General features: G+C 47.1%; 12 protein-coding genes. 7 read left to right on the forward strand and 5 right to left on the reverse strand.

Going from position 1 to position 14,636, the window contains the following annotated elements:
- Positions 1-721: 721 nt before the first annotated feature.
- The 3 genes from JCM15908_RS04840 to rpsT all read right to left on the reverse strand — a co-directional run bounded on the left by JCM15908_RS04840 (position 722) and on the right by rpsT (position 4,213).
- Complete coding sequence (locus JCM15908_RS04840; RefSeq protein ID WP_025002487.1) at positions 722-1,600, reverse strand: helix-turn-helix domain-containing protein; 879 nt, start codon at positions 1,598-1,600, stop codon at positions 722-724.
- 166 nt (positions 1,601-1,766) lie between these two features.
- Positions 1,767-3,740 carry a DNA topoisomerase (ATP-hydrolyzing) subunit B gene (gyrB, locus tag JCM15908_RS04845; protein ID WP_025002488.1) on the reverse strand — a complete coding sequence of 658 codons (1,974 nt, stop codon included), beginning with the start codon at positions 3,738-3,740 and terminating at the stop codon, positions 1,767-1,769.
- A 218-nt stretch (positions 3,741-3,958) separates the two neighbouring features.
- Complete coding sequence (gene rpsT, locus JCM15908_RS04850) at positions 3,959-4,213, reverse strand: 30S ribosomal protein S20 (protein WP_025002489.1); 255 nt, start codon at positions 4,211-4,213, stop codon at positions 3,959-3,961.
- Positions 4,214-4,495: 282 nt separating this feature from the next.
- On the opposite strand from rpsT, the gene recO reads away from it, so the two are divergent.
- The 5 genes from recO (at position 4,496) to JCM15908_RS14560 (ending at position 7,910) form a co-directional block, all read left to right on the forward strand.
- Complete coding sequence (gene recO / locus JCM15908_RS04855) at positions 4,496-5,221, forward strand: DNA repair protein RecO (RefSeq protein ID WP_025002490.1); 726 nt, start codon at positions 4,496-4,498, stop codon at positions 5,219-5,221.
- Between the two features lie 60 nt (positions 5,222-5,281).
- Positions 5,282-6,157, forward strand: a complete 876-nt coding sequence (locus tag JCM15908_RS04860; RefSeq protein WP_025002491.1) for a LytR/AlgR family response regulator transcription factor — start codon at positions 5,282-5,284, stop codon at positions 6,155-6,157.
- A 152-nt stretch (positions 6,158-6,309) separates the two neighbouring features.
- A complete protein-coding gene (locus JCM15908_RS04865) occupies positions 6,310-6,492 on the forward strand; it encodes a hypothetical protein (protein ID WP_148295519.1) in 183 nt (60 codons plus the stop codon).
- A complete protein-coding gene (locus tag JCM15908_RS14340; protein WP_025002493.1) occupies positions 6,468-6,722 on the forward strand; it encodes a DUF2141 domain-containing protein in 255 nt (84 codons plus the stop codon). The genes JCM15908_RS04865 and JCM15908_RS14340 overlap by 25 nt, the downstream gene beginning before the upstream one ends.
- 438 nt (positions 6,723-7,160) lie before the next feature.
- Positions 7,161-7,910 (forward strand): hypothetical protein, encoded by a 750-nt coding sequence (locus JCM15908_RS14560; protein ID WP_025002494.1) that lies wholly within the window; start codon positions 7,161-7,163, stop codon positions 7,908-7,910.
- Here JCM15908_RS14560 and JCM15908_RS14345 read toward each other — a convergent pair.
- Together JCM15908_RS14345 and JCM15908_RS12400 are read right to left on the reverse strand one after the other, a co-directional pair.
- A complete protein-coding gene (locus JCM15908_RS14345; protein WP_148295520.1) occupies positions 7,812-8,516 on the reverse strand; it encodes a response regulator transcription factor in 705 nt (234 codons plus the stop codon). The two genes, JCM15908_RS14560 and JCM15908_RS14345, sit on opposite strands and share 99 nt — an antisense overlap.
- A gap of 106 nt (positions 8,517-8,622) precedes the next feature.
- Complete coding sequence (locus tag JCM15908_RS12400) at positions 8,623-9,540, reverse strand: sensor histidine kinase (RefSeq protein ID WP_159101305.1); 918 nt, start codon at positions 9,538-9,540, stop codon at positions 8,623-8,625.
- A gap of 202 nt (positions 9,541-9,742) precedes the next feature.
- Between JCM15908_RS12400 and JCM15908_RS04890 the strand changes: the two genes are divergently transcribed.
- Positions 9,743-12,484, forward strand: a complete 2,742-nt coding sequence (locus JCM15908_RS04890) for a choice-of-anchor J domain-containing protein (RefSeq protein ID WP_159101306.1) — start codon at positions 9,743-9,745, stop codon at positions 12,482-12,484.
- A gap of 449 nt (positions 12,485-12,933) precedes the next feature.
- The gene (locus tag JCM15908_RS04895; RefSeq protein WP_159101307.1) at positions 12,934-14,580 is read left to right on the forward strand and encodes a M6 family metalloprotease domain-containing protein; all 1,647 of its coding nucleotides are present in this window, start codon (positions 12,934-12,936) and stop codon (positions 14,578-14,580) included.
- The last annotated feature ends 56 nt before the right edge of the window (positions 14,581-14,636 follow it).

Below are 14,636 nucleotides of genomic sequence, written 5' to 3' on the forward strand. Positions count from 1 at the left end.
TTTCGGGAAACGGGCAGCCTCACGCTGACAAATATTCCAAAAAGAACTTTACAAAATATCACTAAGACAATAACAAATATTTACGAATACGGCATGACTCTTTGGGGCAAATAATCACGCAAAGGGAAGCATACGGCTCTATTCGGCATTGCTCTCCTTACCCATAAACAGAAAAAGACGAGCCGACTCCCGCAACACATCAGTTGCCGGCTCGCTATGTGGAAGGCAAAGATATATCCTTACCATCATCATAACGATTATACCGACGACCGAACAGACAATAAACGGCTGTCCCGGCAAACGGTCAGCAGAACAGAAATGTAAATAAAAACAACAGAAAAACAGGCTCTTGAAAACAGGGCAAACAGAAACGAAATCGCACCCAAGACACTATGATGACACGCGCAAGGACAAACTGAGAAACGAAACGGGCACTTTCGTTCGGTCAAAAAGCATTATTGACCACACGAAAGTGCCCGTTTCATCGAACAAAAATAGTAGTATCGCGACGCGTTTCCGACTTCAAAAAAACGCGAAAACATCGTATTCATTCATCAACGGGGAACCATACAAAAGGTGGCAAAAAGCAACCGCCTGACAATCAAGCCACTATAGAACTGCCATATTTTGCATATTCAGAAGCGAAGTCGTACCTGATGGATTTTAAGCCAGCCATAACGACACCTTTGTAAAGAAAATTCTAAATTTTCAAAACCGCAATTTATCCCCTTTCCTTCCTGTACTGCGTAGGACTGACACCGACCTTGTCCTTGAAGAACTTGCCAAGGAAGCTCTGCGAGGGGAAATTGATGGCTTGGGAAATCTCCTTGATGCTCATGTCGCTGTTGCGGAGCATGGTACGTATTTCGAGCACGATGTAATAGTCTATCCAGTCGCTCGGTGTCCGCTTGCTGATGCTGCGGATAGTCTGCGACAGATATTTATGAGTGATGCAAAGCTCGTCTGCATACCAGCTGACACGCCTCTCGGTGCGGAAATTCTTCTCTACCAGCTTTATAAAATCTGCAAAAATAGCCTCACCCCGGGGTCTCCCGTTATCTTCCTTCTCCCGCTGCTGAACCCGGTAGATGATATTGCTCATATCATAAATAAGCACCTTGAGAATGGTGCAGACCAGTTCGCGGCGGAAACGGTGCCCAGTGTCGAGTATCTTGCGCTTGATTTGAACGACATAGTTAAGAATTTCCTTCGTCTCAAAGCTGTTGAGATGGAACACGGGATGGGTACGGGCAAAGAGAAACAGGGCAGACAAGCCCTGAATACCCATGACTATGTCCTGAAAGAAGTCCGTGGAAATCATCCACGCCACCCCCTCGCAATCGGGCGACAGATTATAGTCGCCGACCACCTGCCCCTCGCTGACGATGATAATGTCGCCCGGCCCTACCTCGTGGAGCTTCGTATCGACCGTATATTCTATCTTTCCTGCCGTGCAGATGGCCAGAAGCAGGCAGGTGGTACGGGCCGACTCGTCGGGGAAGGGCAGCTCCCCCACCCTGTCGAAAAGCAGAAAGTCCTTGTCGAGGTAGTAGCCCCCCGTATATTGTGTCAGCGTCTGGTCAATGCTGATTTCTCTCATTGTATAATCCGATTGATTGTTCTTGCGTCATATCCGGCAGAATACGAATCTGCCTGCCGGTTGTTCTCGCGTTAACGGCAATCCCCTCCGACAGCTTGTTTAGGGCCGGCGGAGGGGATGGATGTATAGTTATTTGTCCTTAGCCCTGAAAGGACAGAGCTTCATGTTAGGCGTCGATGTTGGCGTAGGTGGCGTTCTTCTCAATGAAGTCGCGGCGCGGCTCTACGTCGTCGCCCATCAGCATGGAGAAGATTTCGTCGGCCTCGGCAGCGTTCTCTATGTTGACCTGCTTCAGCAGACGGGTCTTCGGGTCCATGGTGGTTTCCCAAAGCTGCTCTGCGTTCATCTCTCCAAGACCCTTGTAACGCTGGGTGTGTACGGCCTTGCCGTCTTCCACGCCGTTGGCGTACTTGTCAATGAACCTCTGCCGCTGCTGTTCGGTATAGCAATACTCACTGATTTTCTTATAGGTACACTTGTAGAGCGGCGGCGTAGCAATGTATAGGTGCCCCTCCTCTATGACCTTCGGCATATAGCGGTAGAAGAGCGTCATAATAAGAGTGTCGATGTGAGAGCCGTCGACGTCGGCATCGGTCATTATAATAATCTTGTCGTAGCGGAGCTTGTCGGTATTTGCTTCAAAGTCGTCTTCACCGTCAACACCAAAGCGCACCCCGATGGACTGAATGATGTTCATAACCGACTCAGCCTCGAAGACACGATGACGCTGCACCTTCTCCACGTTCAGTATCTTACCGCGCAGCGGCAGGATTGCCTGCGTGTATCGGTCGCGCCCCTGCTTGGCAGAGCCACCGGCCGAATCGCCCTCGACGAGGAAGATTTCACAGTCTTTCGGGTCTTTCTTCGAGCAGTCGGCGAGCTTGCCGGGAAGTCCGCCGCCCGTCATTACGTTCTTGCGCTGCACGCTCTCACGGGCATTACGGGCTGCGATACGGGCCGTGGCAGCGAGTATCACCTTGTTGCAAATCTGCTTGGCTTCGTTCGGGTGCTCTTCGAGATAGTTGGACAGGGCTTCGCCCACAGCCTGCTGCACGGCACCGGAAACTTCGCTGTTGCCGAGCTTCGTCTTCGTCTGACCCTCAAACTGCGGCTCGGCTACCTTGATGGAGATAACTGCCGTCAGACCTTCGCGGAAGTCTTCGCCGGCAATCTCAATCTTTGCCTTTTCTATCTGCTTCGAGATGGCAGGGTCGGCATCGGCGTATGCCTTCAGCGTCCGGGTGAGGGCTGCACGGAAACCCGTCAGGTGGGTACCGCCCTCTATGGTATTGATGTTGTTGACATAGGAATGAATGTTCTCCGTATAGTCGGTATTGTACATCACCGCTACCTCTATAGGAATATTCTGCTTCTCGGTCTTGAGATAGATAACGTCGTCGAAAAGATGCTGACGATGCCGGTCGACATAGCGGACAAACTCCTTCAGGCCATCCTTGGCGTGGAAAACCTCCGTGCGTGTCTTGCCTGTCTCCGGGTCTGGACGAAGGTCGGTGAGCGTGATTCTGATTCCGGCATTTAGATAAGCCAGCTCGCGCATGCGCCGGGCCACGATGTCCCACAGGAAGACCGTAGTGGTGAAGATGCCCCCGTCGGGCCAGAACTGCTGACGGGTACCCGTTTTTTCGGTCGCGCCTATCACCTTCACAGGATAGAGCGGCTTTCCTTTCTCGTATTCCTGCTGGTAGATTTTGCCATCGCGGAAAACCTGCGACTTCATGTGGGCAGAGAGCGCATTGACACAACTGACACCTACGCCGTGCAGACCACCGCTGACCTTATAGGAACCTTTGTCGAACTTACCACCGGCATGCAGCACGGTCATTACGACTTCAAGCGCACTCTTATGCAGCTTCTTGTGCTCATCGACAGGTATACCACGCCCGTCGTCCTCGACGGTTATGGAGTTGTCTTCGTTGATAGTTACCTCTATGTTCTGGCAAAAACCAGCCATCGCCTCGTCGATAGAGTTGTCTACCGTTTCGTTGATGAGATGATGAAGTCCTTTTTCACTAATATCGCCAATATACATTGCCGGGCGTTTGCGCACAGCCTCAAGTCCCTCAAGAACCTGAATGTTACTGGCGGAGTAGTTACTCTCGTTTTCTTGAATATCTGCCATTCTTAGTTAGATTGTTCTGAAATTTTTGCAGACACGGCACAAGTGCATTCTCCGAGGCTTCGGAGTCCGTTCCCGAGCGCGCCTATATTTTGCAAAGATACGAAAAATACCGCATACAGGGAAAGAAATAGGGTCAAAAAATACTTAAAAAGAAAGGGTTGCAACCCTATGGATTGCAACCCTTTATATCATTTTAGCTATGATTTCTCCTAATTGCCTTAGCCCAATGCAGCAATATGCTTGCAAAGGCCCGACTTCAGGTTAGCCGCCTTGTTCTTGTGAATAATGTTTGTCTTAGCCAACTTATCCAACATCTTCTGAACCGAAGGATAAAGCTTGACAGCCTCTTCCTTGTCAGTAAGCGCACGCAACTTGCGCACAGCGTTACGCATTGTCTTTGCGTAATACTTATTATGCAGCGTCTTAACCTTGTCTTGACGGATTCTCTTAAGTGATGATTTGTGATTTGCCATCTTTAAGTTTCTTCTTTTTTATTTTGTTAGTAGTCCCTAGCAGAGTCGAACTGCTCTTTAGAGAATGAAAATCTCTCGTCCTAACCGATAGACGAAGGGACCATAGTCGCATTTTGCGGGTGCAAAGGTAACCCTTTTATTCTATCCCACCAAATATTCTTGAATATTTTTTCTCCAGACCCTTTATTTTTGTATCTTTGTATCATTATCTTCACCCAGTGGTCCCGATTGCACTCGCAAAGGCTGCAATCGCCGCTGCACGCCATCAATGCGCACCATTATATGCTAATAAAGACCAAAGCCATCGTGCTACGCTGCATCAAATACGGCGACTCGTCGCTCATTGCCGACATCCTCACCGAGGCGATGGGGCGAGTCTCGTTCATAGTGCGGATTCCCAAGACGGCAAAGGCAAAGGTGAAGAAGCAGTTTTTTCAGCCCCTGACGATACTCGAGCTGGAGTTCGACCACCGCCAACGGTCGCAGCTACAGCATATCAGGGATGTCCGTATCGCCCTGCCCTACACCTCCATACCCTTTGAGCCTGCCAAATCGTGTATTCTGATTTTCCTTGCCGAGTTTCTGTATTACGTTACACGCGACGAGCAGCAGAACACACCTCTTTATAATTACGTGGAGTCGAGCTTGGCATGGCTGGACGGGGCGTCGTCGGGATTTGCGAGCTTTCACCTTGTCTTTATGATGCGCCTGTCTCGCTTTGTGGGCTTTTTCCCTAACTTCGATGATTTTATGCCGGGCTGTCTTTTCGACCTTCGGAGCGGCAGCTTCTGTCAGAATGTCCCCCTCCACACGGACTATCTGATGCCACAAGAGGCCGAACGGGTGGGAAAACTGATGCGGATGGATTACGAAACGATGCGTCTCTTCCGTCTTTCCCATTCAGAGCGCAACCGCATTGCCACACTGACCCTACTCTATTACCGCCTTCACGTACCCGACATGCCCGAACTGAAAAGCTTCCCAATCCTGCAAGAGCTATTCGCTTAGGCGGACATAGGGAAACTTCGAGCTCTTCGCCTTTGACATACACCGACAATAACACAGCTTATGAAACTGGCAAAAATCATAAAATCGCCTGCCTATATGGCAGAGAAACCTTGGAAAACGATTCCGTTTACGACGGCCATTGTCGTCCTATGCCTGTTCCTCTCCCACCCTTGGGGCAAATTCGACTGGGCGACCAATCTGCGGATAGCCTTCTTGTCCGGACTCGTCTCCGCCATGGGCGAAACCGCGCACTACTATCTGCTGCCACGGCTCTTTCCCCGGTGGCACGACACACAGTACTGGACAGTGGGCAAGCAAGTCTTGTCAACAATGGCGATGCTGCTGACAATAGCCACTTCCATTTACGCCTTCTACGTCGTTGTTTTTCGCATGCCGGTATCGTTGCCTGTTCTTTTTTACTTTGTTTTCATCTTTCTACTTATAACACCCCTCCCCCTGACCTTTGGACTAATGTGGAGCCGTAATCTTGAACTGCAGAGAAATCTCCGGCTTGCCAATGAGCTGAACGAGCGAATCATGGAGAAGTTATCGGAGGAGAAGCGACCAAAAGAGGCGGATTCATCGAAGAAGGCCATTACATTTCCGGACGGACGAAATTCGGATTTCACCGTTTCACCGGAAAATATACTCTTCATCTGCTCGGAAGGCAACTATGTGAACGTCGTCTTTTTTCAAGAAGGACAATGCAAGGAAAAGATGCTGCGCTGCACGATGAAGACCATTGAGCAGAAAATGGAGTCCTGCGCGGAGATTGTGCGGTGCCACCGCTCGTTTTTCGTCAACCTTTCCAAGGTTAAAATGGTAACGGGCAACGTGCAGGAATGTCTGCTCCACTTCGACGAACTCCGCCAGACCGTTCCCGTATCTCGAAGCTATCGGAAAGATATTGTAGGGCGGGTAAGAAACAGCAGATAAGCAACAACCGTCCCATTTTGCTCCGTTTATCACTCGCCGACTGCCATTCATCACAAACCCCGGCCGTCTGTCCCTATTATTTGCAGGCAGATTGCCATTACCCTACCTTTGCATTGGAAATAATTCCACAAGACAATCAAAATCAAAAAGTGATGAAGAAGTTATTTTTAATGCTCGCCTTCGCAGGAGCAGCAACTCTGACGAATGCACACAAAGTCGTCATCCGCATTAACAAGGTAGACAATGAACGTGGACAAATAGGCGTAGTCGTTTTCGGGAAAGACAACTACATGAAGACAGACCATCCCACTTGGGCTACACTCACCGACCAATAAAGGGAACGACCACCGTAACAGCCGACCTTCCCGACGGACAGTATGCCATCTTGGTAATGCACGACGAAAACAAGAACCATCGGCCTGACATGGACGGCAACGGCATACCTACAGAACCAACGGGAATGAGCAACAACCCGGAACTACACGCCTTCCCCACATTCGACCAACTCGCCGTCAACATTCAAGGAAACACGACGATTGACATTGACATGGTCCGATACAAATAAGGCTCAGGTCGTATCTTCCCATAGTTTTGCCTTCCTTGCCACCATACAACAAACGTATGGCAAAGCACAGACAAGCCAAACATCAACTTCCAATACCCGTCGGGGCGGCAGCACTCCTACTGTCAATCCGACGGGTTTTTCGGTTAGCCTTACGCCTGCACGGGTACACTGCATCCCGATGGAGAACTGACCAACAAACACACATTGCCAATGGAAACATACTGTGTTACAAGGCGAAAACTAAAAATTAAGGTAAAAATAACGTTACCGATGTTCGTATAATGAAATTTAATTACTACTTTTGAAATGCATACAAAAACATTGAATTGAAATAGATATAAAAAGCACTGAAACGAGATGAAAAAGGCTCTGATATATTTCCTGTTATTCTCCGGCATTACCTTGATATTCATATTATTGAGTCTGTTAGTCGCAGGTATGCTGTTTGACAAGATTACAAATGCCACGGGAATCTCATACAGCGAGGTTACCCTGATAGCCACGGTGATAGTTGCCGCGCTATGGATGGTTGCCATCATGGGGACATTCATCCATTTCCGCATGGCCGACTTCGGCAAAGGGACATTATCAAAAGGCGGCATGGTGCGCACAACCATACTGACCCTCCTTATACTGATGAGCATAAACATTGTGGGATATGGCTATAGCAGCTTTATCTCGGATAACAGAACAGGAAACCAAATCATGCTCCTGACATTCCGCAGCATGCCCATAGCTACACTCATCCTATACATTATTATATATACGGTAACACAATTGGTATTCGTTGGCGGCATACTAAAAGAGCTGTTGGCTTCGACCAAAAGACACAGGATGGTGATTCTCGGTTGGGCGGTAGCCTTGTCCATCAGCGAGTTTGCAGGAGGAGCTTCTTCGTGGCCTTCATTCGTTACGACTATTGCCACCTATTATATTATAGGGAATGTCTTTGCCAACACAAAAACAATCTTTCCCGGAACGGCAGCACTCATTATAACAGACTTTCTTCTCGTAGTTGCCGCAGGCTATCAGCCTTCCGCAGGCATCACCGTCTTGGCGGCGGCAATACTCGTTATCAGTCTGCCACTTCTATTCGAAGTCCGATTCCGCGTAGCTCCGAATGACAACCTTCGGGTCTCCGCTGACCATTTTGCGCAACTTACTGACAAACACGTCAAGCGAACGTGATGCGAAATGTATATCAACATTGGGCCAATATCGCTCGAGGATAACATTTCTCTCTACCGTCTTTCCCATATTCTGTGCAAGCAATTCGAGTATCTGACACTCACGCAGCGACAACGAAGTCCGGCTGTCGTCATGGGTATTAAGCAACACAGCCTCAGTAGGAACAAGCACATAAGCCCCTATCGCAAGGGAGGCCTCTTGCCGGCCGGCCGGCATGGAATTGCGCAACCGCAGCATGGCACGTATATGGGCATCAAGCTCTTCGGGCATAAAGGGCTTCTTTATATAATTGTCGGCACCGAGACGATAACCGGCCTTTATATCTTTGGGAGAGGTCAGTGCGGACGTAAAAAGAATAAGACACACCGGGTCTTTTCTGCGTATCTGCTCAACCATGTCGAACCCATCCATCACAGGCATGTCAATATCTGCCACGACAATATCGGGCTTGCAACTAATCCATTGCTCAAGGCCTTCCTTTCCGTTCGATGCCGTAAACACTTCATACCCCCCGATAATTTCCTCCAATTCTGTCTTTTCCAAAAAGCGGAGATTCTCATCGTCCTCTACTATCAACAGACGTATTTTTTCGTTATTTGCTCTCATATTATTATATAATGGTTGTTAACTGAGAAAAGAACTATTCCTTAAATGATTCACTCCCCATTGCCGGAGCTTAAAGGAAACCTCATGGTAAATCGTGTCCACTCACCTAACCTGCTCTGCACTTTAACATTCCCCCTATGGCTTTCATGACAAGCGCAACGAAATTGAGGCCAAGTCCAAATCCCGAGACTCCACTACGCCGTTCCGATGTACCAGACAGGCTTCGATGGAACTTATCGAACACGTATGCCTGTTCTTCCTTTGATATGCCGATACCTTCATCGTACACAGAAAGCAAGATGTTTTTTCCGTCCTGCTGCGAAGAAATCACAGCACAAACTTTTTCCTTAGAATACTTTACAGCATTGTCAAGCAGATTGTCAATGGCCTCCTCCAAGTATTCTCTATCAGCAAATACCATCGGGGCCTTTAAGTCCATCTCGCATCTGAAAGGCTTACTGCAACTTAACTTCCATTTGGCTACCAGCTTATCGCAAAGCTCCTGAAGGTCTATCTCGGAACGACAAAGTGTCAGTCGCCCGTTCTCAAGTTTAGAAATGGTCAGCAGTCTGTTTACAAGACGCATGAGATGCTGAGTTTCTTCGTTCAGTATACGGAAATAATCGCTGCGCAGCTTAGGTTTTTCATCAAGTTTTCCTGTACCCAAAAGATGCGAAGCCATCATAATAGAAGACAAAGGAGTCTTCATGTCGTGTACCATAGAATAGGAAAAATCGTCTTTCAACTGCGCTACTTGCCGCTGCTTATCTATCTCATTCAGTTGTTCAAGCAACGCAACAACCAACAGGACACAGGCAAAAATGGTAGCAACTACTACCATCCACATGCGGCGTATGGCTTTTATTATCATATCAAAATCAAACAGGGGCACCTCTCCCACAGCTTCATTGCCGTTGACGGGTGTACCGTCCATCATAATACATGCGTACAGAATCCATACGATTTGCAGAATTATGATAATCATCAGAGAGACGACCGTCAGATACTTGCTATTAGTAGCCATATAAAACATGTTGCTTAAAAGCACTACAAAGTTAAGCAAAAAAAACGAATTGGTAAAAGATAACCTAAAATTAACGTCGTTTTTCAGGAATTAAAGTTTTTAATGACTAAATTTGTTACAGAATAAAAAGACAATGCCAAATATTGTAAAATAAGCGGATATTGTAATTCAAATAAACCATAAAATCAGTATTATGCCAAAAGTGATTCATTATTTTCTGATGACAGCCATGCTCAGCCTACCGATGCTGAAAGCTGACGCACAGACTGTACATGATGTTCCTTATGCGACTTCGTTCGACACTAAGGAAGAATTCGACGAGTTCAAGGTTATTGACAACAATCATGACGGCAGCACATGGGCCTATAGCGAAAGCGACCAGTATGCCAAGTACACTTACAACAAAAACAATCCCGGCGATGACTGGCTGATTAGCCCTGTCATACACTTTGAACAGGGAAAGACTTACATCTTCTCGTTCAAGTACCGCAACGGCTATGGCACAGACCGCATGGCCATAGCATACGGGCAGGGAGAAAATCCGGCAGAGAATTATACCGTATTGGATGCTGGCTTTGACATTTCCAACCACGATCTCCTTGACAAGTCATACGAGATAACCCCTACAAAAACAGGAGATTACCGTATGGCATTCCATGCCATCAGCGACGCAAACAAGTTTTATATTGTTGTCGATGATATTGAGATAAAGGCAGGAGTTGGGGGTAATCTTCCCGACAAGGTTTCAGACTTCTCCCTTGTAGCTGGAGAACAGGGTAAATTGTCTGCTACTGTCAACTTTACAACCCCGACAAAGGACAAGGACGGCAATCCTCTTTCATCACTGACAAGTGTGAAAATCATGCGCAACGGTGAGGTGATACATACTATAGACGCCCCCGCTACCGGACTTAAGTTCAGCCAGACTTTTGAAGGTGGTAATCAGGGTATGAATGTATTTAAGGTAATTGCATCCAACAGCACAGGAGACGGTGCCGAAGCAGAAGACAGCCTGTGGCTTGGAGTGGATATTCCACAAGAGCCTAAAAACGTCAAAGTTATTGATAATGGAACTACACTTTCCGTTTCATGGGAAGCTCCTGTAGGAGAAGGTGTGCACGGTGGCTATGTTGACCCACAAGCCATCAAGTACAACGTATACGATTATACAGAGTCCTTGAAATCCAACGACATCACGCGGAACTACTTCCTTGATGACGATATTGATGTTACCTCCTTTAACAATCCTATCCAGTATTATGTTACGGCAACCAATAGTGCCGGAGAAAGCACGAAGGGAATGACCAACAAAATTTATATTGGCAAAGTAGTAAACCTGCCACTTTATGACTCATTCCCCAAAGGCTTTTCTAATCAGGAGATAAGCTGGTGGACAGACACCAAGAGCTGGCTTGGCTCATCGGACAAGAGCGTTGACAACGACGGAGGTTGTTTCCGTCTTGACAAAGAAGGAACTTTCGTTGTCAATACAAACAAAATATCTCTCAAAAACGAGGCTAGCCCATATATACGCTTCGCCTACTATGTACAGCCCAACACAAAGAATCACCTGAAAGTGATTGGTTCCAAGATGCAGAAAGAGGAGATGGAACTCCTTGACATAAACGACGCTACCGTTGGCAAGGAAGGCTGGCAGACTTTCTATGCTTCGCTTTTGCCCCTAAAAGACAAGAATGGTTATGTGGTGATTAGACTACAGGGTACCTGCGAGTCCGAAGCTAACCCTCTCTATATAGATAAGGTGGAAATTACCAACTTGAGCAAAAAGGATTTGAGCATAGCTCTTAAAGGCTCCCAATATGCAAAAGTTGGCAAAGTACAGGATATTACAGCTACCATTTCCAACGTTGGTATAGAAAAAACTGGCAAGTACAACGTCAAGTTGTTTATAAATGACGATGAGGTTTCCACCAAGGAAGGTATGGAATTAAATCCGAATGAAAACCAGAAGATAACTTTCTCTTACGAGGCTACCCCCGCATGGAACGACACGGTGAACATACATGCTGAACTCGTATATGCAGAAGACAACAACGAAGTCAACAACAAGTCGGGTATGGTACAGAATATAGTTGTGAAGAACTCTATCTATGCACGCCCAACCAACCTCTCCGGAACAATAAGCAACGGAACTGCAAAACTCAACTGGACTGCCCCAAAGCAAAAAGAGACAGTAACCGAAACATTTGACACTTACAATGCTTGGAGCATCAACTATGTAGGCGACTGGACGCTCATTGATAACGACAAGCAAGAGACATACGGTATTAGCGGTCTTGAGTTCCCCAACCATGGCGACCCAATGGCATACATTGTATTCAATCCTCAAAAGGCAGGCTTGAACTTTGACGAAGATCCGGAAATAGCACCTAAGAGCGGAAGCCAGTTCATGGCATCGTTTGCAGTATTGCAGCTAATGGAACGGATAAATCCTAACGACGATTATATCATATCTCCAAAGCTCAATGGCAACGAACAGACTATCAGCTTCTGGGCTAAATCACTTTTCGAGAAGAATGACACAGCTTCTCTCTTGGAGAGCTTTGAAGTTCTTGCTTCAACGACAGAGCCTACCATTGCAGCTCTTAAAGCAGCAGGATTGTCAGACAACGCAGTTCCTGCCGACCAATGGAAGAACTACAGCGTAACGTTACCTGCCGGAACTAAATATTTCGCAATACACTGCAACTCGAAGAACAAGTTTATGTTCATGCTTGACGACGTTACATATAGTCCTGCCCCACTCGTTCTCAAGGGCTACCGAATCTACCGCGATGGTAAACTTGTAAAGACTCTGGATGGAGCAGAAAACACCAACTACACAGACAACGAAGCCGGTGAAGGCGGAGTATATACTGTAACTGCACTCTACGAAGAAGGCGAATCTAACTTCTCCGACCCGAAGACCATTACGACGGTATAGAGAATATCAATTCTGATATTCGCTCTAATGAAGGCAACTATCGTTATAACATCTCTGGTCAACGAGTATCAGACGATTATAAGGGTATTGTAATTCAAGACGGAAAGAAATTTGTAGTTAAATAAAACACCCTAACCTCACTCTATGCCCCCTTTTTTATAAGGGAATGGCATAGGGGGAGGTTGTTAACAGCCATAACCGATATGAGAAAGATTTTTTTTATACTATGTTGTGCATTCGCACTGAGTGCATCTGCCGTTCCTGCCAAACGTGGGCAATGGCGTACAGTGAAACTCATTGACGGAGCTTCTGTTAAAGTAGAAATCGTCGGAGACGAACACTTTCATTACTTTCAGGATGAAAAAGGCACACGATATGTCCAAGATAAGGAAACAGGCAGATACCGAGCCATAACCGATGAACAATTTGCTCAAAGTCGCAGCAGGCGCATGGCGAAAATACAAAAGGTGCGCAAAAAGGCTGGGGATTTCGGAGTTGCCAATACAGAACTTTATAAAGGTGTAAAACAAGGTCTGATTATCTTGGCACAATACCCCGATAAAAAGTTCAAGCCAAGCAATGACAAGACTTATTACGACAAGATTGCCAACGAACGTGGGTTCTCTGATGACAATGGCTTCAAAGGAAGTATCCGTGATTACTTCTACGCCCAGAGTAGCGGAATCTTTGATTTGCAATTCAAGGTTGTCGGCCCGGTAACTTTGCCACAATCCTACGCATATTACGGCAAGGACGACGAATCAGGAGAAGACTCCCATGTCGGACAAATGATTGCGGAAGCCTGTCAGCTTGCGGCCAACGAAGTTGATTTCAAACAATTCGACTGGGACGGAGACGGCAAGGCCGAGCAGGTATATGTAATCTATGCTGGAGAAGGCGCACATGCCTCCATGGACAACAATACCATTTGGCCGTGTTCATGGACACTTTCTGAATCGGATTATGGAAAGTCAGTAACCCTAAACGGAGTTATAGTTGATCAGTTTGCCACAAGTAACGAGGTTACTTCAAAAGGCACTATTGAAGGAATCGGTACTATTTGCCACGAGTTCTCTCATTGTATAGGCTTCCCCGATGCTTATGATGTCAGTTATGGTGGCAGCTTCGGTATGGGGAACTGGGACTTGATGGATAACGGGAACTATGCAGGAAATGGCTTTGTCCCCGTTGGCTACACAGCCTATGAAAAAATGCTGTGCGGCTGGACTACCCCTGTAGAATTGCTTGGAGACACCATTGTTACGGGAATTAAACCCATTTCTTTGGGCGGACAAACATACATTATCTACAATAAAGCCAACAAAGACGAGTATTACCTCTTGGAAAACCGTCAGAGAGTCGGCTGGGACGCCTATTTGCCCGGTACGGGAATATTGGTAACCCACATAGATTATGACAAAGAGATATTTGCCAAGAATCTGGTAAACGCTATTGGCGACTTCACATCTTTCGCCGGTGTCAAGAACGACCACCAACGCTATACGGTAGTCCATGCCGATAACGATGATGATTCCGAATATTGGAGTGAAATGATGCACACGCACATGATAAGCACAGAGGCAGGCGACACTTACCCCTACGATGACAATGACAGTTTGTCCAATAAGTCTCTTCCTGCTGCCATGCTATATAACAAGAACTTCAATGGGCATAGCAAACTGAACGTAAACATCCGCAATATGGCCATTGCCGAGGATGGAACAGCTTCATTTGCCTTTACCGACTTTTCCAATGTCCCGCATACTCTGCCAGACATCCCCGGCATAGTCTTTTACGAGTCCTTCGACGAGTGCGAGGGCGTTGGAGGCAATGACGGAGACTTCTATAGCGGCAATGCCGGACAAGGAACCTTCTATCCCGATTATGAGGACTGGATTTCCGAAGCATCTTTCGGTGCAAACAAGTGTGCCAAGTTCGGAACCAATTCCAAGTCAGGCAATGCCCAGACACCAAGGTTCAAGGTATATGGCAAGACCGATTTCAGTTTTATCGCAGCCCCATTCGACTACGACGACACGGAGCTAACCGTTACTGTAAGCGGCAATGCAAGATTACTCCATCAACATTCTCGCTGAAGGCCAACCAGTGGACTGAATGTAAGGCTGTCATCGAAGGCGACGACGAAGTTTGT

Source organism: Prevotella dentasini JCM 15908, assembly GCF_000614065.1.
Lineage (GTDB): Bacteria > Bacteroidota > Bacteroidia > Bacteroidales > Bacteroidaceae > Prevotella > Prevotella dentasini.